Raw genomic sequence first — 22,325 nt, 5'->3', positions numbered from 1 at the left:
GTGTTAGCATTTATAATGTTAAATTCCAAAAAAATTTCAAAGGACACCAATGCTAAGAAATGCTTTTTACAAAATGCTAAACCTTCAAAAAGGCGAGTTTGTCTTGCTTTTATGTTCGTTTATTTTTATGTTTTTAATCTTTGCAAGTTATGGAATCTTGCGTCCTGTGCGTGATGCGCTGGGGTTAGAGAATGGGAGCGAAAATCTCAAATGGCTGTTTTTGGCTACTTTTGTGACGATGATTGTCTTTTCATTGCTTGCAATGTGGCTTAGTGGCTTTGTGAAGCGCAAGCTTTACATTGACTGCATATTTGTGTTTTTCACGCTCAATTTGCTTTGCTTTTATGTGGCTATGCGCGCTATTTCTGACACGAGCCCATATTTTATCCATCTAAGTTCTGTGTTTTATGTGTGGGTGAGTGTTTTTAGCCTTTTTATTATCTCAAGCGCGTGGAGTTTGCTTGTGGATCTTTATAGCAAGGAGCGCTCGCAGCGGCTTTTTGGCATTATCATCGCGGGTGTGAGTTTAGGCGGGATTGCGGGTGCTTCAGCGGTAAATTTGCTTACAAAATTTAATTTACAAATTCATAATTTTATCCTTATCTCAATGCTACTTTTAGCCCTAGCGCTGGTATTTAAGCATTTTATCGTAAGCGCGACTTTTAAGCTGCTTAGCAAAAGTGATGATTCTAGTAATCCTTTAGGCGCGCTAAGGGAGCGTTTTTCAAAGCCCATTGGTTCAAAAAATCCACTTGCTGGCTTTAGCCTTATTATCAAAAGTCCTTATTTGATGACATTTATGGGCTTTATATTGCTTCTGACAAGTGTGAGCACTTTTTTATACCTTGAGCAAAGCAGGGTGATTGAAGAGCTTTTCCCAAAAAATATGGAAGGCTATAAAGAAATGCGCGCTTCGATATTTGCGAGTATTGATTTTATTGTGCAGAGCGTGAGCTTTGTTATACAATTTTTCCTCACCTCGCGCATTGTGAAATATATTGGGCTTAAATGGCTGCTTTCAAGCCTTGGAGTGGTGATTGCGTTTGGATTTGTATGGCTTGCTTTTGTGCATTCTACGCCATTCCCGCCTGCTGAGCCTTATATTCTTAGTATTTTTGGTATGGATTTCACTCTTTACCTTGATTTCTTGCCAATAGCTGTGGTGATGTCGATACGCCGTATCGGTGAATACGCGCTTATCCGCCCGGGCAGGGAAATGCTCTTTGTCCCGCTAGATTCTGAATCTAAATATAAGGTGAAAAATTTCATCGATACGGTGGTGTATCGAGCTGGGGATTCTCTAAGTGCGCAGGTTGAAGGCGCAATAGCAAAAGTTAGTGTCGTGGGTGTGTTATTTGTTGGTGCTGGAGTGAGCCTTGCGTGGAGCGCACTTGGCTGGTATTTGGGAAAAAGATATGAGAAAGAAAAGCGCTAGTTTGGATTCTCTTTTTTAAGATTTTGCTACAATTTTTTAGCAAAAAAGAGGAGCGAAAATGGCGAGCAGTGCGGGATTTAAGGACTTTGTCTTAGAATGTTTGCAATCATGTGAAAGCGGGCTTTATTTTAGCGAAAGAAAAATGTTTGGAGAATACTGCTTGTATTTTTCAAACGGGCTTGATAAGCCAAAGCCTTGCTTTTTGCTTTGTGATGATAGGCTTTTTGTCAAGACGCACAAGGAGCTTGAGGCATTGCTTGCAAATAATGAAAAAGCCCCGCCCTTCCCAAAAGCAAGGTTATGGTATGTGCTTGATCCTGAGGATAGAGAGACTTTGAAAGAGGTTTTGCAAATCCTAGAGATGATTTTATAAATTGTAGATTCTATGTTTTGGCAAAATTAACGCCTTGTATTATAGCTAAGCGTGATAGTGAGTGTGCGGGGGGTTTGTGGTTTTGGGAATTTTTTAGAAGCCTTTGTGAGCGTTTTGAGCGCGAGAGAATCTAAGGCTTGCACGCCACTTGTTTGGAGGATTTTATAAGATTCTAATCCGCCACTAACTGAAATGCTAAATTCTAACGACACATCGCCTTTAATCCCCATGCTACGCAGATTTGAGGGGTATTTGTGGTAGCTTAAAATAATGCGCTTCACCTCAAGGCTAAAAGCATCATCAATGGCAGTGTTATTTTGCACGCGCGCGGTGCTTGCAGTGCTTGAATCGCTCGTTTCTTCTCGCGTGTCCTTTTCTTGTGTCTCTTTCTCTTGCGCTTCTTGTATCTCTTGCTTTTCTTGTATTTTTTCAACGCTTTGCGTTGGCGCGACATTTTCTTGTATTTTTTGAAGATCTTTTTTGGGTTCTAGCTTTGTTTGAGGCTGTTTTGGCTTAGGTTTTTGTATCTTTTTGGGCTTTGGCTTTTTTGGAAGTTCTGCTTGTGGATTCTCACTTTGCAGGGCAGAAAGCGCGATGGTGAGCGTATCTTTTGAAGGCGTGCTAATTTGAATATTTAGCAAATCTTTTTTGTAAAAAATCCACGCAAAAAGCGCGCCATACACAATAAGCGCGCAAATAAAAGAAAAGAGCAAGCGCCTTTTTTCCTCTGTGTGCTTTGTGTGGGCGTGCAAACGCGTGGGATTTGTAGATTTTATTCCATTAATTGTATCGTCTCGCTGGGATAAATCGCACTTCGCCTCCGCTTCGCATTCATATTCTACCTTTTCTAATTGATGAGATTTTTGGATTCTGCAATGCGGTTTGGAAGTTGTAGAATCTTTGTGTGCTAGCATGTGAATGTTTGGCAAAAATATCTTCCGCTATTTGGCAAAATCACGCAGGTTGTGGAAATATCATAAAGTTGATTGATTTTTTCTTCAGTGAGCGCATTTTGCATAGAATCAAAGCAGATTTTTGCACCATTTTTTATCATCAAAATTTTATCCGCGATAAAGCACTGCTCGGGGTGATGCGAAGTGAGAATGATGGTTTTTTGAAGCGATTTGATAATTTCTAAAAGCTTGAAAGAATACGAAATATCAAGCGCGCTCACAGGTTCATCAAGCACAAGGATTTCAGAATCCTGCGCGAGTGCGCGCGCAATAAGCCCTAGCTGTTTTTGCCCGCCACTAAGGGTTGCAAAATTTTCATGTGCGAAAGTGGCAAGATTTAGGCGTTCTAAGATTTCAAGCGCCTTGTTTTTGTCAGCTTTTGAATAGTTAAAAAACGAGCTACGCGCAAAACGCCCCATTAGCACGACTTCAAGCAAACTAAAATTAAAGCGCGATTGCTCAATTTGCGGGACATAGGAAAGCACGAGCGAGCGCGCATGGTTTGAATACTCCTTGCATTCCTTGCCTTGAAGCCTCAAACTCCCGCTGTATTCTAAGATTCCTAAAATCGCTTTTAGTAACGTGCTTTTCCCACTGCCATTTTTGCCTAAAATACACAGAATTTCACCCTTTTCCAGCGCAAAACTCATATCCCTTACAATGCGCTTTTTTCCGATACTCACACTCAAATTTTCCACAGACACAAGAGGCATGCTACTTCCTTATTTCACGCGTTTTTTGTTGATGAAAAGCACAAGGGCAAAAATGGGGATTCCAAAGATGCTTGTGAGAATCCCGATAGGAATTTCCGTGCTTGCAAAACTGCGCGAAAGCGTGTCGCATAAAAGTAAAAACAGCGCGCCAAAAATCACACAAAAAGGCAGCATGTAGCGGTGATTTGCCCCGATACAAAAGCGCGCAATATGCGGGATTACCAGCCCAACCCAGCCAATAAGCCCGCCAAGCGCGACACTTGAGCTTGCCAAAAGCGTGGCAATGAGCACAAAAATAAGGCGCATTTTCCGCACATCAATGCCTAGCGTGTTCGCGCTTTCATCATCAAGGTTGATAATATCAATTTGGCGCGAAAGCAAAATCGAGCCAATAAAACTCACCACAAAAACCACGCTCACCACCAAAAGTGGCATTCCCTGCACATACGCAAGCGAGCCCATGAGCCAAAAGACGATATTTGGCAAGGTATTGTAAGGATCAGCGAGAATCTTTAGCACGCTCACGCCCGCGCCAAAAAACGATGAGCTAATCATACCACCTAAAATCAGCATAAGCACGCTTTTATACCCATCAAACAAAAAGCAAAGCAACAGCGCCACGCCCATGGCAAGGATTCCAAAAATAAAGCACATAATCTCAATCCCTAAAATCCCAAATCCTAAAATCATCGCTAACGCCGCGCCAAAGCTCGCGCCATTTAGCACGCCTAGGATTCCGGGCGAGACGAGCGGATTTCCGATTATGCCTTGATAGAGCGCGCCACTTAGTGCGAGCGCGCCACCAATGACGATTGCCGCCACAATGCGCGGGAATCTGCTCTCTTGTATAATGTAGCATTCAGTCACAAACTGCGTGTTTTGGCAATTTTCAAAAAGTAGCCACACCGCGCGTTTAAACTCAATATCCAGCCCACCAAAGCTAAGCGCGCTCACCGCCATAATCACCAGCACCACAAACACGCCAAAAATACTTAGAATCTTCAACTTTTCCCCCAATTTTTAACCAATTTTTAGCCCACTTGCAACCTGCGCTACTATACACAAAACGAAATAATACTATATTTATTTTTATAGCGTTAGTGATTTTCCTAAATTTTATCAGTGTGGGAAAATAAGGGGCGGATTAATTTTTAAAATATGAGAATCTAAGATTTCTACACCACTACAAAAAGGGCGGTTTCGCGCTCTATTTTCCACACTTTTTCCACACTTTTTTCAAATTTTCCACACAAAAGAACATTTTTACAAAGTTATGGCTACATTTTTGCATTTTTTATCTTTTTTGTCAAGTTTTGAATATTCCCTATTTTGCGTGCTTTTTTAGCGTATTTTTATGCTTGTTTTGCACTTTATTTTTGCACGCATTCCAAAAAACTATTAAAGAAAATTTCTCTGCAAATCTTTGATAAAAAACACAAAATAAATCTAATTTAAAAGAAAGTAATTCCCAAAAATTGCGCGCGCTCAAAGTGTGGGGGCGATTGTGTGGTAAGGTTTTGGCGCGCTCAAAGTGTGGGGCGGGAATGTGAATGCATGAATGCGTAAATGCGAGAGGGTGGGAAGTGTGGGGAATACCCAAAATGTGGGCGTTGAATTGTGGGCGCTGTGAATGCGAAGATAAACCAATGAAGATGCGTTTGCGAATGTGGCAAGTGCTAGAATCTCGAGTGGCAAAATATGCGGTGGATTAAAGCTAAGCTCAAAATGTTGTGTGTTTGTAAGCCAAACCAAGCAAACATAGCCTTAAACCACCAAAAGCAGTGTTTAACGCGTAAGTTTTGGTAGAATATAAGCTACATTCCAAAGTAGAATCTTTAAAAAAATAGCACAAGGAATCTAATTCCTAACCCTTTTTACTCTTTGCATTTTTAAGTAAATTTTTGCACTTTTGTAAATACAAGCACAATCCCAACGCAAAGGCAAGCAATGGCAATAAAAAACAAAAACGAAATCCGCCTTTATTTTGAAACACACAACGCAAGCCCAAAGGAAGTCGCAAAAATCTTTGACATTCCCTATCGCACGCTTGCACATTGGATAAAGGCAGAAAATTGGCAAAAAGGCGCAGCGCTCAATTCTGTCAATCCAAAAACCATACAAAACAACCTCGTTTCGCGTGAGTTTGCTACCATCATTGATGCTACGCATAAAAATATCAAGCAAGAAATCAAACAAAATCTCCCAAGCTACTTTTATGATATTGATGCTATTGTTGCAAACAATATGCTCGAAACAAGCACCGATGAGATTTTGCTCAAAGCTATGGAGCTTAATTTTATTCAAAAAAATATCGCGCTTTCTGCAATCCTAGCCAAAGATGAGCTTTTAAAAATGACACGCTTACGCAAAGATGACAAGCCCGACCCTCTTTTTATCGCCTGTGCTGAAAAGGTGGCAAAGCTCTTTAGCGATATGCAAAGCTCAATTTATGGCAAAGAGCCACTCTTACGCCCTGCAGATTCTCAAAATGTAGATCTCACAAAATTAAGCACGCAAGAACTGCTCGCAATGCTTGGGAATGAAAAGGAATAAACGCTATTCCCTTGATTGTATCGTCTCGTGCGAGTGAATCGCACTTCGCCTCCGCTTCCTATTCCTTTTAATTGTATCACTTTGGCGAACAAGTAAGCCAAAGCTCCGCTTCGCGTTCATACACGACCTTTTTAAATTGACAAGATTTATTTCTCACTTTTTCACACTATCGTTTTTAAAGTCCCTTGTTTGTTTAGCGACATTTGGCATGCCACTTTGTGCGGGATTAACATCGCGCGCGCCAAGATTCTGCGCGTTGAGACTTTGGGCTTGTGTGCTTGCTACTAAGCTTTGTGCGGCATATTTTTGCGCTTGTGCTTGTTTTTGTGCGATATTTGCTTGTTTTTCTTGCATTTCAAGCCCTTGCATTTGTTCTTGTAGTGGTGCTTGTGCTTGTGCTTGCTCTTGTGCGCTTTGTTCTTTTAGCGCCAGCACTTCCTCAATCTCTGCGACAATCGGACTATCAGTGTCTTTTAACATTAAAGGCAATAAATCAGGCACAATATCAGGGCGCACACTCGCAATCGTCTTTAATAGCTCGCTCCAATGTGCAAATCGTTCCTCACGCCCGCTCATTTTTGGCGTAACATTTAAAATCAAATCAAACTTCCCAATTTGGATTTTATCGCGCTCATTACCATTGATTGAAAAATACCGCTCGCCTACTTTCTTATCCACAATGCGGAAAGTTTGCTCTTTAGTAAAATAATGCTGTATCAAATCAAGTGCCTTTTCAAAAATAAGCCTATCCATATCATCGCCGATTTTTACATACATATTTAAGCCCATAAGCCCGATTTCACGCCTTTGAGAGATTGCTACGCCACTTTGACGATTGATTGCCATTCCTAAGCTTTCATCATTAAGCCCGCTTATTATTTTAAGCACATTGCGCGTTTCATTGATTTTTTGACTAAGCGCAGCAATATCAGCGTGGTGTTGCACAAAGTGAATTTTATTTTCTTTCAATGCACCATCGCTCACCTTTACAATAGCATTATCAATACTTGCATTTTGGCTAAATTCCTGCGCGTCTAGCACTGCACTTTCTTCAAAAAACGCCTTAAAGCTCCCAAGCATATTGCTTACTTTGTTTTCTGCGAAGTTGATATAATCTTGCAAAGGTTTAATGTCCCTAAAAAGCCCATACCATTTGCCATCATGATCAATCGCAAATTTTGCAATGATAAAGGGGTGGGATTTATTTTTGAAAGGTGTGACTTCATAAGAGCAAATATTGCCTTCATTTTGCCAAATATAGCGATTCCAGCCCTCTTTTTCTAAAAACCAGCTCTCAATCACACTCACGCGCGAATCTGTCGTGGTATTTTTAGTGATAATAACCTTATTCTTAAAAAGCTCTTTTGCATACGCCGCGTCTAAGTTTAGGACTTTATGAAACCTCCTTGCGTCATTTGCATTTAAATCTGTAGAATATTTATCAATGATAAAACTTTCAGTTGGCAGTGTTTTAATCGTTACTTGTGTATTTTTTTCGTTTTCACTCACCCAAAGTTCCACAACACTAAGCCCAAAAATAAGCTCTAAATCACGCTTTGTAATTTCTTTGTCATAATTTTTGCTTTGAGAAAACACGCGCACCAAATCTTGTAAAAGATTGCTTAAGTGTTTATCTTCCTCTTGTCGCCCGCTCACTTTGATTTCTTGGATATTTTGGATTTTATAGCCTAAAATCTTGTTGATTATCATTTTATAGAGATTTTCATAGATTGGCGGTTGTCCGCGCTCACCTAACACTGATAAGACTTCAGGGGGAAGTTGATCGCCATGATAGTATTTTTTAGCTTCTTTATATTCCCTCAAGCTTAGGGCGTTAAATCTGCAGTCAGCATTAAAAATCTCTTGTATCTCATCAATGCGTAGCATGTGAATCCTCCTATTCCTTTAAATTGTATCACTTACAAGAGCAAAGCCCTTGTAAGCTCCGCTTCGCGTTCATACACGACTTTTTTTGGTTGATGAGATTTTATACTTCGTTCTTGTTGTTTGGTTGGCAAGGTTTTCTCCTTCTGCTTTTGATTGTATCACTTTGCCAAACAAGTAAGCCATTGCTCCGCTTCGCGTTCATACATTACCTTTTCTTTCAAATTCTATCGCCTGCGCGTGCAGACAAAACCTTTTTTTAAATTATTGCACTTATGGTAATGCTTCCATGAAAACTAGAATTTTGCGCGCCAAAATTTGTGCAAGTAATGTTAATACGCCCATTTGGCTTAAGCGTATAAATTCCTATTGCGCTATCCCCACTTTGACACACTTTCCACTGCGCATAATAATGCCAATCTCCCCAACCTTTAGAATCCCCATTCCAAGTGCGCTCTCCATAGACATTTGAGCCTTTATAGTTTGAGCGTGGGATATTTGGTGCGCCACCCTCTGCGGTTAGCATTACATCGCCTCGTGGTGTTTGGATACGCGCACTTAAGCTATTGCCTTTCCTGCCATTGTGAAATCTTTGCCATCCATCGCCATCGTGGTAAGTTGCATTATTATAATCCCCACTTCCTGCTTGCAAACTCACGCATACTTCTATGGCATAAGCATTAGGATTATGAATTTCTACTGAAGCATTTGCATTGCCAAACCTTTGGGAATGATTCCAAATGCTCATTTGTTTTGCGTTTTGAGCAAGGAGAGTTTTTCCTGTTTGCGTGATTGTTGGCATATTTTCCCCTTTACTTGTAATTTTCTGGGTTTGAAAGCATATCTTGTGCTACTTTTTCATAGGCTTCATTCTTTTTTCGCACACATGCCTTTGCGTATTTTTGCATTTCGCGTGGCTGCATAGAAAAAATTTGACTATAAAGGCTTTCTAATAATCTAAGCGCAGACTCTTCGCCCTTATTTTTTATATCCTCAAGCCTAAAGATACAGCAACCTAAATTCACAAAAGGCACTCTTTGAAACACGAAAATATAATCAACATCATTGCCTAGCATTTCAGAAGTATCATTTACAAAAATCAAAGGATTTTCTACTGCTTCTAAGCCTAAATCCCGCGCGAAGTTTTGCGCTACTAATTTATAACTTTGCGCGCTTGTTTGGCTAAAGTCTGTAATCTTTGCAAACTTCACCCCTTCAAATTGACATATTTCATACATTTTCTTGTCCTTTTTTTGCAAAAGGTGAAGTATAGGTGATAGCTTCAAGCTCTTTGAGCGTTGTCGCGCTGTCTATTTCCTTGCGTAAAATTTGCGCATTTGCAAGCAAAGTGCTTAGTTCTTCGTTGTATTGTGTGTTTTTTTGGATAACTTTATTTGCTAAGTCCTCTAAAGAAAGTTCGCGCACAGTGGCAATTTTATTTAAAAAAGGTGCGCTTAAAGGATCTTTTGAGCTTAAAAACGCGTTAGCTTCTTGCTTTTGCAAATCCCAGCTTAAAACTTCACTTTCCGAGCAACCTTGCTTCAAGGAAGAAAGCTCAACCTCTAAATTTGCATTGATAAAGGCGATTTTTAACTCCTTTTCCTCACTCAAAGAAGGCAAAATAATAGAGTTTGTGAGCCTATCATACTTTAAGCCCTCGCGCACAGATTCTAGCTCTTGTGTGATTTCCACCACGCTTACTTGCTCTTCATTCCATTCTGAAAGCTCAGCACTATCAAAAATACGAGCAATAGTATCATTTGCATCAAGTAATGCATACTTAGTATTTGGTTTTGCAGTCATTTTTTCTCCTTTTTATGCTTTTTGTCCCCAGCTAATAATACAAATCCCGCCATTTGAGACAGTAACGCTTTGATTCCCGCTAAAGGTTACAAATGCGCCTTTTGCCTCGCCTCTTTGTCCATTCCCATTAGGATTGCCAGCACCACCACTAGCACTTAGCACTATTCCTAAGCTCGTAACCCCTCCAGCTGTGCTTGAGTTTGTGCCTCCAGTGCCTCCACGCAAAAAGACAAAAAAGCTATTCACGCCATTTGGTGGGGTAAAAGTCCCAGATCTTTGGAAGGTTTGATTTCTAAAGTTATTTCCTAAACTTTGCTGGGAATTTTTAATCTCATTTGTAAGCTGCGTAAGTGCAGCTACTTGTGTAGAAACAGGCGCATTAATTTGTGTTAAAAATTCATCTTTTGTTGAGCGCATTTCATTGAGATAGTTTGAGTTTTGCGCGCTTAGTTGATTTTGTAAGGTGTCTTTGTGTGTAGTGAGCGTGGAAAGATGTGTTTGTGTTTCATTTTGCAAGCTTGTGCTAAGTTCATTTTTCTTGTTTGTTAATTCCTCTAAGGCACTTGTTTTTTTCGCGCTAAATTCTGCATTTTGCTCGACAATAAGCGTTTTTGTCTCATTGATAAGCGCTTGTTTGGTTACAAAGCTTTGCTCTAGCTCTTCTAGCTTGCTTTCTGTGTTTGTCTGTAGCGTGCTTAGCTCAGCATCAATGATTTCTTTATGTCTTGTGAGTTCAGATTCCAAATTGTCCTTATGCGTTGTAAGCTCGGTTTTTATAGTAGCCTTGTGCGCGCTTAGCTCATCTTTAGAATCCTGCTTGATTTGGTTAAATTCAGTTTTAAAAGCTTCTTGTTCAGTTGTGATTTGCGCCTTTAGCTCTTCAAATTTAGCTATGCTTGCTACACATTGATTCCTTAGGGCTATTAGCTCGTTTTTTTGATTTTCTAGTGCGTTGAGCTTTGCTAAAATCTCAGTGATTTCATCGCGTAAGCTAAGCAATTCCACCGATTTAATCTCAATGGCATCGCGTGCGGCTTCGCTGCCTGTCAATGCACTTTGCGCGTCATTTGCAAGGCTTTGCACGCGCGCTTCAAGCTCATCTAAGCTTTGGCTTTGGGTGGTGAGATCTTCTTCAAAGCGTTGCTTTTTAGTTAAAAACTCCTCATAAGTGCTTTTTAGCGTGCTTTGCAAGGCTTTAATCTCTTCTCTATCTTCTACCATTCCAGCAAGCGCGCTTTGGTAAGTGTCCTCTAGTAAAGTCAGCGCCACGCTTAAATCACCATTAATGCTTAAAGTCAGTGCGATTTGCTCTTTCCACGCGTCATTTTGTGCCAGAAGTTCTTTGATTTGGGCTTGCAAGTCCATTATTTGGGATTGGTTTTGTGTGTTTTCTTGTGTTTGGTTTTGCGCTTGTTCTTTTTGCGCCTCCTCTTGGTTTTCTTGCGTGCTTGTATCTTTTTGGGTGTTTTCTTGGCTTTGTGTATTTTCTTGTGTTTGAGAATCCTGCGTATTTTTATTTGTATTCTCTTGTGCTGTATCGTTTTGGTTTTGTTCTTGCGTAGTTGTATCTTTTTGGGTGTTTTCTTGGTTTTGTGTATTTTCTTGTGTTTGGGTGTTTTCTTGTGTTTGTGTATTTTCTTGGGTGGATTGATTTGTATTTGGCATTGTCTCCCCTTTTTTTTGATTTTTGGCACATTTTGCTAGAATCTTGCACCAAATAAAAGGGCTAGAAAATCAAAGAGCTTTGTTGCTTAAAATATGCTACAATCCCACCTTCAAAAATTTATTTTTAGGAGTTGTTATGTTTGCTAAGCTTGCTGTTTCTGTTGCAACTTCGTTTTTTTTATCACAGACACCAGCTGCAATTGAGCTCATGCAGAATTGGGAAAAAACAAATATTACTGCTTCAAGCAAGAAGTTAGATTATGAACAACTTAGCTATAATGTATGTTATTTTTTAAAGCTTGCAACTTATCAAATTACGCATATTACAACGCAATTGCAAGATTATGAAAAAAAAGAATTCCAAGATTTTTTAAACACTCTAAAACAGGCTAAAGCTGTAGCCAAAAAGCGCATACAAAAAAATAACCTAGAATGTGATAAAAATGTATATTATAGTCTGCTTGCAAGTTCTCATATTTTAGAAGCTTTGCTTGATGATGAATTTTTTGCTCTTACGGGTGGCTACAAAATGCCACAAGATTTTTTGGGCTTTGGCAAGGGTTTAGCTTGATATATTTGCTTAAATTAAAAGAGGAAATTACACTTGGATTAAAAAACAATCATACAGCCCAACAAATCCTTTGCACTCTTATCTTGTGGCAATGGGACGATATACTTAAGGGCTTGGAATATTTAAATAAGAAAGTAAGTATAGAAAACTTCTTAAGTGTGTATTTGTGCCTAGATTTACAATCTTTGCATAAATATCTCACTAAGCTTGAGGAATACAAGAATCTAACAGGAAAAGAAGCGACCAAAGCCTGTCTAAGTGAAAAAATATAAATCACTCGCTCATTTCAGGCATAGATTCTAAACTCTCCCATTGAGAATAGTCATAGTCTTTCAATCGCTCGTGGTTAAAATCTTTTAGCAAAAAGTCAATAAGTTCGTTTTCTAAATTGCGTTTGGCTTTAAAAAAGCGGATATTTACTTCATAAAGCGTTCGACTTGAAAAATATTTAATATAGCGTCCTTTGTGTCTTGGACGCCACTCGTGGTGAAATATAAGCGATTTATCCTCCCTGTAGGTTTTTGCAAAAGCAAGATATTGCTGCATAAGCTTGTAAAGCTCTGCAAACTCTTTGGGCGTGTTTGCATTTTCAAAATCAAAGGGCAGTGTTTGGGTATAAATTGGAGCGTCATTTGAATCATTAGGATTGTAGGTATTGTAGGAAATTTGAAATTGAGTGCTACGATACCCTGTTACCCAAGTATGTAGCAATTTTTCATCTCTTTGCCCGCGATTTTCCCAACGCTCCCAAGTTTCAAGGTGTTCGATTTTATTACACTCACTTCCGCTAAAAACTTCCATTTGTGCGATTTGGCACTGTAGCACCACCTTTGCTAATTCATCAAGTGGCATTGTATCGCGCTTTTGTATTTGCTCTTGTTTATCCCAATGTCCCACCATTTCAAGGAAGTAGTTAAGCTTAGATTTTGCGGTGTTTTCAGAAGTTTGCTCACTAAAGCTTACAAAATCAAAGTCCGCGCGAAGTCCGAGTGAGTAATTCTTTAATTTTTCCAAAGTATCAAGCGTGCGGATTTGGGTTTTATACAAATTTGTAGCCTTATCACTTACGCGCTTTATAACATTATTTGCTCTATTAGAATCTGCTGTGCCAAAGCCCTCGCTCACTAGCTCTTGCGCGCCTTGATTGATTTGCTTTAGGCGAGATTTTAGCTGGTATTGACGCGTTTGAGCGATAAGCTCGGTTTCAAGTCCTTGCGTTTTTATAGGGATTTCAGATTGTGTGAGATTCTGCAGATAGTTTTTATTGCCTGCAAGGGTGGTGTGGGATTTTTTATTAATGACTTGGGTAATTTCATCGCCTATTTTTTCCCCACGAAGTCCGCGCGTGCTATCAAAGGCGCAAGTTGGGCTAAAGTCCTCACTCCCCGCACGCCCTAGCAAATAAGTAGAGTTGCTCGCATAGATTTCATATTTGCCAAAGATGATTGAATGCGTAAGGCGCATTTCTTGTTCTTTGTTTTTCATCTCAAGCGCGCTTCTTTCTAGTGAAAGGGTGAGGGTTTTAAAGTTTGTGATAGAGTTTTGCGGCTTAAAGTGAAAGTTTTCTAGGCTTGCTGTGACAATCCCAACCACGCCCCCGACAATCCCACCAACAGCCGAAACTATCATTGCAGCACTTAGCGGTGCGCTAGAGCCTAGAGTTGCTACGCCCATAATGATTGCAACGACACTTGTAATAAGCACTATCATATAGTTACCTAATACCTTCCAACCTCCGATATAAAGCCTATGGGAGTATTTAGCATCAGCTAGGGCTTGCGCGTCATCTTTGAAGTCATCATCACTTAAACCCAGCTCGTATTTTGCGCTTATTTCGCGGAATTTTTGCTTTTTTTGCTCGCGGAATCTATTATGCTGTTTTTTGCCAGTGATTCCATCATACCAAGCCATGTGCTCCCTTCAAGGTAAATTCAACTTTTTAGCTTATCAACGCGCCCTCTTGGCTTTGGGATTGAGGCTTTTTTGCATTCTTTTTCTTATCATCTGTGAGTGGCAGTGGTTCAAAAAGTGTCTTTTTGTAAGCAAAGCCACGCGAAAGGCTTCCTTTTGGGCAGATAAAATCATCATTTGGATTGAGTGGGTAGCTATAGCCTAGCTCATCACGCACCACCATAGGTGTTTTGCCAATGTAGCGGAATCTTACGCAGTTAATTAGTATCATTTTTTCCTCCTATTCCTTTAAATTGTATCGTCTCGTGCGAGTAAATCGCACTTCGCCTCCGCTTCACTTCGTTTCACTTCGCTTTCGCGCACACTCGCTACCTTTTTGCTGGGTGCGGACTTTTCTCACCTTTGCAAAAATCTTACGCGCAATGTTAGAATTTTCTAAATTACTCAAAGCTCCGCCTCCGCTTTTGCCTTCGCGGAAGTGAATTCCGCTTTGTCTCCAGCTTCGCGAGCATACACAACCTTTTTTGGTTGATGAGATTTATACTCCGCTTCGCGTTCATACACAACACTTTTCGGTGGCGCGATTTTCGTCATTGCAAGCCTTAACCTAGTGGCAGTGGTGAGCTTGCAAGGGCTTTGCCGCTTACCGCAGAGCTTTGGTTTTGCGCCTTTTGTCTGGCTTTACGCTCATTTTCCTCTTGCATTCTTGCGTTTTTGAGCCACTTTCTATCCTCTTGCTCGTTTTTGGTATCTTGGTTTATCCTATTAGCTTGTGCGTAAGTTTGCGCCCTTTGAGCTTGGGAATTTTTTTCATTAAGCTCAAGCGTGCGTTTATTCATATCATCTTGCATATCCTCGCGATTGTTTGTGCGTTGTTTTTGTGCTTCTTGCTCTTTAAATGCAAGATAGTTATTGTAGCCTAGCAATGCGTTGGCAGTGTGCATGCCTATATCTTTAGCACTTTTATTCAGAGCTTCATTTGCTGCAAGTATTGCGCCTAGTGCGCCACTTCCTGCGTTTATTGGTGGTCTTGGCATTGTGGGTTCCTTTCAATTATATCGTCTCGCGGAAGTGAATTCCGCTTCGCCCATTCCTTTGGGACTATCACTTTGGCTAACGCCAAAGCTCCGCTCCGCTTCCGACTTCGCGGAAGTGAATTCCGCTTTGTCTCCAGCTTCGCGTGCAGACACAAGCTTTTTTGGTTGGTGAGATTTTATGCTTCGTTCTTGTTGTTTGGTTTCCAAGATTTCCTCCTATTTTGCAAGTTCTAAGATGTCTTTTTTAAGCTCTTCTAGGCTTTGGCTGTAGTTGCTTAGAGGGCTGTCATCAACCGCGCTAATGGTTTTAATCACATTGCTTGAGTGATTTGAGCCCCCGACATTTTTATCTCCATCAATGTTTGTGGCATTGAGCATTACATTGAGAAATCCAACATACGCATTTGCTTTTGAAATAAGCGCATTATCACGCACCGAGCGTATCATTGATTCTGCTTGGACGATTGATTTTAAGGCTTCAGCTTCAGCTTGCTTTTGCTGTCTTTTTTGCAATTCAAGTTCAGCATTTAAACGCTTTTGCGCAAATTCTGCTTCTAAAAGCTTTAAGGCTAGCTCGCTTGAGACTTGGGCGAGTTCTTGCCCGCTAAAATTAACTTGCTCTAGGCATTCTTTTGCAAGTTCAAAATATTCTTTAAATTTTTCTTTCATTTATCGCCTTAGTGTCTTTCTGTAGGGAGTGGGCTTGGTGCTTTGTAGTCGTCTGCGGAGTCATTTACTTCGTTGGCGTAATTTATATTTCTTTTCATTTGCTTATTGTAGCGGTCATTTTCAATATCAAGCTGCGCGGAAGCTTTTTCTTGGGCGTCTTTATTCAGCCTGTAGTTTTGATAGCTCATAAAACCTTGATAAATATCTAATGCTGCTCCAACACCTGCAGCGATTCCGCTTGCGTAGTTTGAAAAGCCACTTCCCGCTGCTTTTCCCGCAGCATTTGCGACATCATCGGTATTGTTTTTTAAAATCGAGCTTGTATCAATTTTTAAACCTGAGTTAGCTTTCCCAAATCCTTGAAGACTTGGCAAATCAAGCTTTGATGCGCTAAAATAATTTTGACTTAGGTTTCCATTAAACATTTTTCACCTCTTTTTTGGGTTTAAGTGTAGAATCTTGCAAGCAAAAATTAAAGGCTTAAAAAAGCTCACACAAACAAACTCGCGCTGACTTTATTTGCTAGTCTTTGCTCACTTTGCTTGATAAAATCCCAATCAATTTCAGTGCCGATAAACCTACGATTTAAACTCTTGCACGCGTGCGCTGTCGTGCCACCACCACTAAAAGGATCATAGATTATTTGCCCTTGTTTAGAGCTATTTAAAATCAGATTTTCAATAAGCTTTAGAGGCTTTTCGGTTGGGTGCGTGGTGTAGCGTTCAGCCTTGCTTAGAATCTTGTCGCTATAAAGCTTTGAGCTTGTCTCAAAAGTGTTGTTCATACTCGATTTATCATCACAAACAAAAAGGATATATTCCAAATCCTGCAAATAGTGGTATTTAAACGCAGGAAGTGGGTTTGTCTTGTGATAAATTAGCACATCGATATGATAAACGCCAAGATTCTGATAATAGCTTAAAAGCCTTTGCAAAAGGCGTGCATTGCAAAAAATATACAAATTGCGTGATTTTTGGATTCTCTCAAACTCATCTAAAAGCGCAAAATCAAAGCCAAAAGTGAGATTTTTAGCTTTGCTAGTGATATTTTTCCAATAGGGTTTTTTAGTAACAAGTTTGCCACCTCGTGTGTTTGAATCCGAGAAGTCATAGGGTGGATCGGTTATGATTAAATCGATGCTATCATTTGGGATTGTTTTGGCAAATTCTAGCGCTTCATAGTGGTGCAAGCCTAAAAGATTTTGGATAGATTGACTTTGGGTAGGCTGGCTCATAGGCTCACTTTCTAAAGAAACTTCTCTTGGCACAAAAATTATTTTTTGCTCGCTTTGTATTTCTTTTAGGACTTCTTGCGTGATTTGTTTGGCAATTTTTGGTGTCATTTATGTTTGTCTGCCTTTAGAAATTCTAAAGCACCTACGATTGCCATCAATCCAAAAAATACAAATCCAGCATAAAACAATACTTCGCTTATAAAATTAACACCTGCAAAAAGAAAAATCATTCCGCAAAGCACAAAGCTTGCAAGCCCCAAAAGAAAAAAGTTTCTATACCAATCTAGCCCCAATTTTTTGCCTATAAATTGTAAAAAATCAACAAAAGCAAGCATTCCATAGCGAAAACTAATGCAACAAGTTATCACAACGCAAGCAATGAGTAAGAAAAAAACGCTGAAAGCAAATGCGTATTCCATTTATAAGCCTTTTTGGTGTGTTTTGTTTGAAGTTTAGTATCTAAGATACCCTCTTGCCTTTTAAAGCAAGCAAGCCTCACTCACGAGGCAAAGTTCTTAGATAGGCGCAGTATAGAATCTAGTGCGGGATAAAAAAAGGGTTAAAAGGTAGATACTAATTAGCCAAACTTGACTTTTTAAGAAAATAGGCGTATTATGCTAGGTGATTACCAAATATGCGTAGCGTTGCATATCGGCTACCTAGTGTGATGGTAATTACCCCACTTTGTTTGATAGGTATGCGTCAGACTTAAAGAGGTGGGGATATTTCCTCTAGCTCCAGCGAATAGATTCTATTTCCATGCTCTACACTTTCTTTTATTGTTAAAAGTGCGTTTCCGACTTTATCATTTAATCTTATCGGCGCTTCAAATCTATGTATGGCTTTGATATCTGCGCTTCCTTTTTTATCTGGTGCGCTTTTTCTTAAATGCGCTATTTTATAGAGTTGCTCTAAGTTTTGCGCTACCAAAAAATGCTCATCACGACTCCAGCCATTTTTTACACTTTTGCTTACTGCCTTAGAGCTTGCGATTTTGTTAAAACCAGTTACTGATATTCTAGCACTTATACCTGTTTCATCATTGATTATGTCTTTGTTGAAAATTTTAGACAATTTTTCTTTTAAGTTTTTTCTCAATTCCACTATGCGGCTTCCTTGTGTATTTTTTGCCATTATACCAAATTCCCCCTGCCTCTGGCTTTTTGCTGTTATATCCCCAATCTTTGCGCCTTTGTGAATTTGGTCTAGCGGAATGTCTATCGTCTCGTGCGGGTGCAGTGAGCTGGGATTGTCTATCACTCTTTTTTGTGCTAGCAGGCTTTCTAGTCGCTTTTGCTGTAGTTTATCTACTTTGGCTTGCAGTTCTTTTTCGTAGTTTTCTAGCTCTTGTGAGTGTCTGCCTTGTGATTGTAGCTCGCGCAAGTTATCTTGGACTTTTGCTATTTGCTGATATGTTTTATACACTTCATCATCAATCAGCGCGCCATCCTCGATTATTGTTAGTGGATTCCTTATTTCTGCTTTATTTTGTAGCCTTGTTTGCACATTTCTAGCCTCTACTTCACCTTGTGCTTTTAGGTAATCCTCTTGGTTGCCTGTTTTTGATTTTAAAAATCTTGCATTAGCATAATCAAAGCCTTCTATATCTTGCACTGCGTGCTGTATCTCGTGGTAAAGTGTGCTTCTTATATCCTGTGTGATTTCTTTTGCGTTTTTTTCATTGTCTATGAGGGCTTTTGCTTCTTTTATTTGGCGGTAATTTAGAAAGATCCCCTTTTGTGGTGTATATCTCCCATCTGAATCCATAGTCTTTAGAGATACGCGCATATCTTTTAGCTGTGGATATGCACTAAAAAGCTTTTCATCTTTTAAAATCTCGCCAAGCCTTACGCTCTCTTTTCTCAAATACTCTCCGTGAAACATATCCATAAAAGGCTTAAATTCCAGCTCTCCGCCTTGCGGGTTTATCTCAAACTTCCAATTTTTATCTATGTCTTGATACCAGCCTGTATTTTCCCAAATCTCTGCTGCACTTTTACCCTCTATTTGCAGGGCTTTTGCATGCTCTAGCTTTGCCTTTTGTGGCGCGTAGGTTTGGCTCAAAAGTGCCTTTTCCCCTGCTAGAATCTGCTTGTTTAAATCAAAAATCTTGTTTTTGTTTAAAAACTGCGTGATAGAGTTATGCACGCCTTTTAGCACTTCGCTTTTTAGTGTGCGCTCAAAGATTTGATTAAAAAGTGCGGGATTGTCTTTTATCATTTGCGGATAGCTTTTTGCTAGCTTTTTGGCTTTAATTTCTAAGCCTTTGGTTACTGCCTTACTCGCTGCTGCACCGCCTAAAAATCCTAGAATGAAGTTTTGTGGGTTAAATGTGTAGTTGCCATTTTCATCTTGCTCGATTCCTGCTACCATTCCGCCAAGCAGTCCGCTGCCTCCTGTTGGGCTAGAATACATAATATTTGGATTGCTAGAATCAAATGTGCCTTTGTTATTTATGCTTTTTATTTGGTTTGGGTTTAGGGCAATTATAGCTTGTGTTTCGCGCCCAAAAGAGCCGCTATCTGCATCTAGTATAACGCCATCTATACCTTTATTTTTAAAATGCTCACTTATTGCCTCTTTTAGCTCTAAAGCTTGTGTTTTATAAGCTTGATTCCATTCTTTGACTATGCGCTCCTCTGCTAAATCATCATCTATTTTGTCAATTTTAGCTTTGTAGGTTTTATCTATAGTGTCCAACTTATTTTTAAGTGCGCTTATATGTTCGTTACGATTAAGATAATTTTACAATTGCGCTCTATTAGCAAAGTGTATAGGATTCTCTATATTTACATAAAGTTCCATTTGTTTTTTACCTTGCAAGCCTATATCTTTGTTTGTCGGCTTTAAAAACACGCCAAAAGGTGTAAGAAAATCAGCAGTTCCAGCACCTTTATGTTTAATATCAAAAGTTTCAAAGTCAGCACCTGTTTGATGATAAAACACCTTTGGTGTGCCATCGGCGTTTTTAGTGATTTTATCGCTGTCTTTGTGCCACTCATAGAGATTCTTTGCGCTACTTTCATCAAGCCCTAGCTTTTGTTGGTAGAGGTTTATTTGACTTTGAGGGTCTTTTGTAGTAAAATCTTTGGCAGTTTTGCTAGGCATATCAGCAGGCGGAATATGGTTCGCACTCGTGTTAGGGCGTTGGCTGTGGGATAGCAAAACCTCTTTATTTAGCTTCCCTGCACCTTTCCACATATCGAAATATTCAAGTTTATTTCTACCTGTTAGCACTTCCTCTATCACTGCATAAAAGCCATTTACTTGCTTTGCATAAAGGATTCTGTTATTATCTTGCACCACTCGCAAATCATAGTTTTTGACAATATTTTCATAATTGGCAATATCATCAAGCCCCACTGCTACTTGTCCTCGCTCTGCTTCGCGTGCTTGGTTGCCATGCTGTTTTAGCGTGTGGGCTATCTTGTCGCTATCAATCTCTCGGGCAATTTCATAATTTCCTTTAAAATCAAACTCCTTTTTAAGTTGCTCTAGCTCCGCGCCCTCTACTTTTGCAATAAGTAGCTTTTGCTTGTTTGGTGCATTTAAATCCCATTTTGAGATAGTCTCTAAAATCTCATCTTTGCTTAGTGGCTTTTGTATGGTGGATTTTAGGCTAGGCGCTTTATCGGGATAGCCTTTGTATTTTTCTAGCGCATTGTTAAAGGATTCTACAATCCCGCTCATTTTGTCGCTTTTGCCCTCAATTGCTAGCGGGAATTCTTTGAGATATTCATTGCTAAGATTTACTAACTCTTGGCGTTCTGTTTGGCTTAGCGCTTTTGTTTCTAGGATTTTTCTTGCATGTGCGCTAAAAAGAAAGCCTTCGTCCGCCAAATCCTCTAGCCTATATGCGTCCCAATTGATAATTTTATTTTCTAGGTATTTGTTGATAAGCTCGGGGTGGGCGTCATAGTAGGCTTTGTAGTTTGCTCTAAGTTTTTATCTCTTTTTAAAATTAATATCAATTATTTCAAAAGGCTCTTTTTTATATGTTATTTTTAGCGTATCTGTTTTTACATAAAAAGTGCCTTTTGGGTGTTCTAGCTCATTATTCAAAATATTTTGAAGTTGTTGCTTGATAGCGTGCAAGTAGGCATTGCATGGCATTAAAAAATCATTTTTATAAGCATTAAAATATTGATTAACCTTAGTCTTTAATTCACCATTTAGATTATGAATTTTAACTAGATCGTCAGGTGTTTTAATTTGCATCTATATTGTCCAGTGTAGCTTTTTGTATATCTTGCAGAAAAACACTTTCTACAAGCAAAACATCACCATCTTTTGTGGCTTCCCAACTTTCATCATGGCTTTCATCGCTTAAATCTTTTGCTGTGCTTTTAGCGTATTGATTAATCGTCTCGTCAATAACGCTTATCTCAGCAGCAGTAAAAATATTTAAATTTGCCTCTCTTGCAGTCGTAAAACTTTGCTGGATAAAATCACCCTTTTGTATGTTAAAACTATGAATTTCCCCATTTGCCTCAAGCTCTTTTAAAATCTTATCAAGCCCTTTTACAACAGGTCCTCGTGGATTTTTAATAAAATCATTCGGCGTAATTGTTTCATAATGCTTATACATATAGGCACGATTTGCAAACCATAAAATTTTATTTAGTTTTACCTTGCCTAAATCTTTTGGGGCGAAATTTTTTTGAAAATAATCAATGATGTAAATAATCGCCTCTTTTGTCTTGTTCATTTTGTGCCCTTTGTCCCTTTTCTGATTTTGCGAAAAGATTTCTTTTAATGCTGGTTTAGAACCCGTTCATCTTATCTTATAATAACATAAAATGCTAAAAAATTAATCAAAACCCTGTTTATTTTGTTCTTTTATGGTAGAATTGCTACCAAGAGATGATACACCTTTCTCGGAGGCTGTTGCGAGAGTATCAGTAGCACGCCCATTGTATATTCCATCAGCATTTCTTAGAATCCGCCTTACTTCCCCTATTTTATTAATTGGATAGCCACTTATTAGCAGTTTGTCTTTTTCTCGTGTAATGAGCATGTAAAAAAGTGTTTTGTTATAGTTTTTAAAAGCTTTTAAATAGCTTATTTTATCCCCTTTTGTTAGTGTCAAGTCGGGTAAGTCATAAGTTGGTTGCGCCAGCTTTAAATATTTAATCCTAGAATCCTCTTTTTTATGCAAATGCTTTAAAAAATCCTCTATATTTACAAAACTTTGGAATCCCTCTAAAAGCTCTTTTTCATCTAGCTTTTGTGGCATTGAAGCTGGTGTGATAGTATTTATTTGTTTTAAAGCCTGCTCAAAATCTATTTTTTGTATTTTCATATCTTTAACAAGGGGATTTTCCTTTGCTTTATCAGCGTAGCTTTTATACTTTTCTAGCGCATTGTTAAAGGATTCTACAATCCCGCTCATTTTGTCGCTTTTGCCCTCAATTGCTAGCGGGAATTCTTTGAGATATTCATTGCTAAGATTTACTAACTCTTGGCGTTCTGTTTGGCTTAGCGCTTTTGTTTCTAGGATTTTTCTTGCATGTGCGCTAAAAAG

The 22,325-nt window shown here is 39.2% G+C and carries 26 protein-coding genes and 1 pseudogene; 5 read left to right on the top strand and 22 right to left on the bottom strand.

Annotated features, from left to right (window positions below):
- Positions 1-49: 49 nt before the first annotated feature.
- Positions 50-1,435, top strand: coding sequence for an NTP/NDP exchange transporter (locus tag CQA49_RS00135; RefSeq protein WP_115573941.1), 1,386 nt, complete (start codon positions 50-52; stop codon positions 1,433-1,435).
- Positions 1,436-1,493: 58 nt separating this feature from the next.
- Entirely contained in the window at positions 1,494-1,808 is a 315-nt protein-coding gene (locus CQA49_RS00130) for a competence protein TfoX (protein WP_115573940.1), read from the top strand.
- Positions 1,809-1,834: 26 nt separating this feature from the next.
- On the opposite strand, the gene CQA49_RS00125 is transcribed toward CQA49_RS00130, so the two are convergent.
- The 3 genes from CQA49_RS00125 to CQA49_RS00115 are packed head-to-tail and all read right to left on the bottom strand — an operon-like array spanning position 1,835 to position 4,479.
- Entirely contained in the window at positions 1,835-2,737 is a 903-nt protein-coding gene (locus tag CQA49_RS00125) for an energy transducer TonB (protein WP_147288636.1), read from the bottom strand.
- On the bottom strand, positions 2,716-3,474 hold the full coding sequence (locus CQA49_RS00120) for an ABC transporter ATP-binding protein (RefSeq protein WP_115573938.1): 759 nt from the start codon (positions 3,472-3,474) through the stop codon (positions 2,716-2,718). Before CQA49_RS00120 ends, CQA49_RS00125 begins: the two co-directional genes overlap by 22 nt.
- A gap of 9 nt (positions 3,475-3,483) precedes the next feature.
- Positions 3,484-4,479, bottom strand: coding sequence for an iron ABC transporter permease (locus tag CQA49_RS00115; RefSeq protein WP_115573937.1), 996 nt, complete (start codon positions 4,477-4,479; stop codon positions 3,484-3,486).
- A 942-nt stretch (positions 4,480-5,421) separates the two neighbouring features.
- On the opposite strand from CQA49_RS00115, the gene CQA49_RS00105 reads away from it, so the two are divergent.
- Positions 5,422-6,027 carry a hypothetical protein gene (locus CQA49_RS00105; RefSeq protein ID WP_115573935.1) on the top strand — a complete coding sequence of 202 codons (606 nt, stop codon included), beginning with the start codon at positions 5,422-5,424 and terminating at the stop codon, positions 6,025-6,027.
- 153 nt (positions 6,028-6,180) lie between these two features.
- Here the strand turns inward: CQA49_RS00105 and CQA49_RS00100 are convergent, their stop codons facing one another.
- The 5 genes from CQA49_RS00100 to CQA49_RS00080 all read right to left on the bottom strand — a co-directional run bounded on the left by CQA49_RS00100 (position 6,181) and on the right by CQA49_RS00080 (position 11,379).
- Complete coding sequence (locus tag CQA49_RS00100; RefSeq protein ID WP_115573934.1) at positions 6,181-7,914, bottom strand: portal protein; 1,734 nt, start codon at positions 7,912-7,914, stop codon at positions 6,181-6,183.
- A 256-nt stretch (positions 7,915-8,170) separates the two neighbouring features.
- The gene (locus CQA49_RS00095) at positions 8,171-8,713 is read right to left on the bottom strand and encodes a hypothetical protein (RefSeq protein WP_115573933.1); all 543 of its coding nucleotides are present in this window, start codon (positions 8,711-8,713) and stop codon (positions 8,171-8,173) included.
- 10 nt (positions 8,714-8,723) lie between these two features.
- The gene (locus CQA49_RS00090; protein WP_115573932.1) at positions 8,724-9,149 is read right to left on the bottom strand and encodes a hypothetical protein; all 426 of its coding nucleotides are present in this window, start codon (positions 9,147-9,149) and stop codon (positions 8,724-8,726) included.
- Entirely contained in the window at positions 9,142-9,714 is a 573-nt protein-coding gene (locus CQA49_RS00085) for a hypothetical protein (protein ID WP_115573931.1), read from the bottom strand. Before CQA49_RS00085 ends, CQA49_RS00090 begins: the two co-directional genes overlap by 8 nt.
- 12 nt (positions 9,715-9,726) lie before the next feature.
- Positions 9,727-11,379: a hypothetical protein gene (locus tag CQA49_RS00080; RefSeq protein ID WP_115573930.1), complete on the bottom strand. Its 1,653-nt coding sequence runs from the start codon at positions 11,377-11,379 to the stop codon at positions 9,727-9,729.
- Between the two features lie 136 nt (positions 11,380-11,515).
- Between CQA49_RS00080 and CQA49_RS00075 the strand changes: the two genes are divergently transcribed.
- Both CQA49_RS00075 and CQA49_RS00070 read left to right on the top strand, forming a co-directional pair.
- A complete protein-coding gene (locus CQA49_RS00075) occupies positions 11,516-11,950 on the top strand; it encodes a hypothetical protein (RefSeq protein WP_115573929.1) in 435 nt (144 codons plus the stop codon).
- Positions 11,947-12,222 carry a hypothetical protein gene (locus CQA49_RS00070; RefSeq protein ID WP_115573928.1) on the top strand — a complete coding sequence of 92 codons (276 nt, stop codon included), beginning with the start codon at positions 11,947-11,949 and terminating at the stop codon, positions 12,220-12,222. The genes CQA49_RS00075 and CQA49_RS00070 overlap by 4 nt, the downstream gene beginning before the upstream one ends.
- Position 12,223: 1 nt before the next feature.
- On the opposite strand, the gene CQA49_RS00065 is transcribed toward CQA49_RS00070, so the two are convergent.
- The 14 genes and pseudogenes from CQA49_RS00065 to CQA49_RS09940 all read right to left on the bottom strand — a co-directional run.
- Positions 12,224-13,861, bottom strand: a complete 1,638-nt coding sequence (locus tag CQA49_RS00065) for a hypothetical protein (RefSeq protein WP_115573927.1) — start codon at positions 13,859-13,861, stop codon at positions 12,224-12,226.
- Positions 13,862-13,889: 28 nt separating this feature from the next.
- Complete coding sequence (locus CQA49_RS00060) at positions 13,890-14,132, bottom strand: hypothetical protein (protein WP_115573926.1); 243 nt, start codon at positions 14,130-14,132, stop codon at positions 13,890-13,892.
- A 173-nt stretch (positions 14,133-14,305) separates the two neighbouring features.
- Positions 14,306-14,455, bottom strand: coding sequence for a hypothetical protein (locus tag CQA49_RS09945; protein WP_181882560.1), 150 nt, complete (start codon positions 14,453-14,455; stop codon positions 14,306-14,308).
- An 8-nt stretch (positions 14,456-14,463) separates the two neighbouring features.
- Positions 14,464-14,898 (bottom strand): hypothetical protein, encoded by a 435-nt coding sequence (locus CQA49_RS00055; RefSeq protein ID WP_115573925.1) that lies wholly within the window; start codon positions 14,896-14,898, stop codon positions 14,464-14,466.
- 12 nt (positions 14,899-14,910) lie between these two features.
- Complete coding sequence (locus CQA49_RS00050) at positions 14,911-15,105, bottom strand: hypothetical protein (protein ID WP_115573924.1); 195 nt, start codon at positions 15,103-15,105, stop codon at positions 14,911-14,913.
- 9 nt (positions 15,106-15,114) lie between these two features.
- The gene (locus CQA49_RS00045; protein WP_115573923.1) at positions 15,115-15,567 is read right to left on the bottom strand and encodes a hypothetical protein; all 453 of its coding nucleotides are present in this window, start codon (positions 15,565-15,567) and stop codon (positions 15,115-15,117) included.
- An 8-nt stretch (positions 15,568-15,575) separates the two neighbouring features.
- Positions 15,576-15,992, bottom strand: a complete 417-nt coding sequence (locus CQA49_RS00040; protein WP_115573922.1) for a hypothetical protein — start codon at positions 15,990-15,992, stop codon at positions 15,576-15,578.
- A 65-nt stretch (positions 15,993-16,057) separates the two neighbouring features.
- The gene (locus CQA49_RS00035) at positions 16,058-16,909 is read right to left on the bottom strand and encodes a site-specific DNA-methyltransferase (protein WP_115573921.1); all 852 of its coding nucleotides are present in this window, start codon (positions 16,907-16,909) and stop codon (positions 16,058-16,060) included.
- On the bottom strand, positions 16,906-17,220 hold the full coding sequence (locus tag CQA49_RS00030) for a hypothetical protein (RefSeq protein WP_115573920.1): 315 nt from the start codon (positions 17,218-17,220) through the stop codon (positions 16,906-16,908). The genes CQA49_RS00035 and CQA49_RS00030 overlap by 4 nt, the downstream gene beginning before the upstream one ends.
- A 289-nt stretch (positions 17,221-17,509) precedes the next feature.
- Positions 17,510-19,501, bottom strand: a complete 1,992-nt coding sequence (locus CQA49_RS00025; RefSeq protein ID WP_115573919.1) for an LPD23 domain-containing protein — start codon at positions 19,499-19,501, stop codon at positions 17,510-17,512.
- A gap of 45 nt (positions 19,502-19,546) precedes the next feature.
- Positions 19,547-20,641, bottom strand: coding sequence for a DUF3519 domain-containing protein (locus tag CQA49_RS00020; protein WP_115573918.1), 1,095 nt, complete (start codon positions 20,639-20,641; stop codon positions 19,547-19,549).
- A gap of 105 nt (positions 20,642-20,746) precedes the next feature.
- Positions 20,747-21,019, bottom strand: coding sequence for a hypothetical protein (locus tag CQA49_RS00015; RefSeq protein ID WP_115573917.1), 273 nt, complete (start codon positions 21,017-21,019; stop codon positions 20,747-20,749).
- On the bottom strand, positions 21,009-21,509 hold the full coding sequence (locus CQA49_RS00010; protein ID WP_115573916.1) for a Panacea domain-containing protein: 501 nt from the start codon (positions 21,507-21,509) through the stop codon (positions 21,009-21,011). The genes CQA49_RS00015 and CQA49_RS00010 overlap by 11 nt, the downstream gene beginning before the upstream one ends.
- Before the next feature lie 102 nt (positions 21,510-21,611).
- Positions 21,612-22,325 (bottom strand): annotated as a pseudogene (locus tag CQA49_RS09940) (hypothetical protein); the annotation flags it as partial.

It is taken from the genome of Helicobacter sp. MIT 00-7814 (assembly GCF_003364115.1).
GTDB lineage: Bacteria > Campylobacterota > Campylobacteria > Campylobacterales > Helicobacteraceae > Helicobacter_F.
This window is presented reverse-complemented; position numbering and strand designations above follow the sequence as displayed.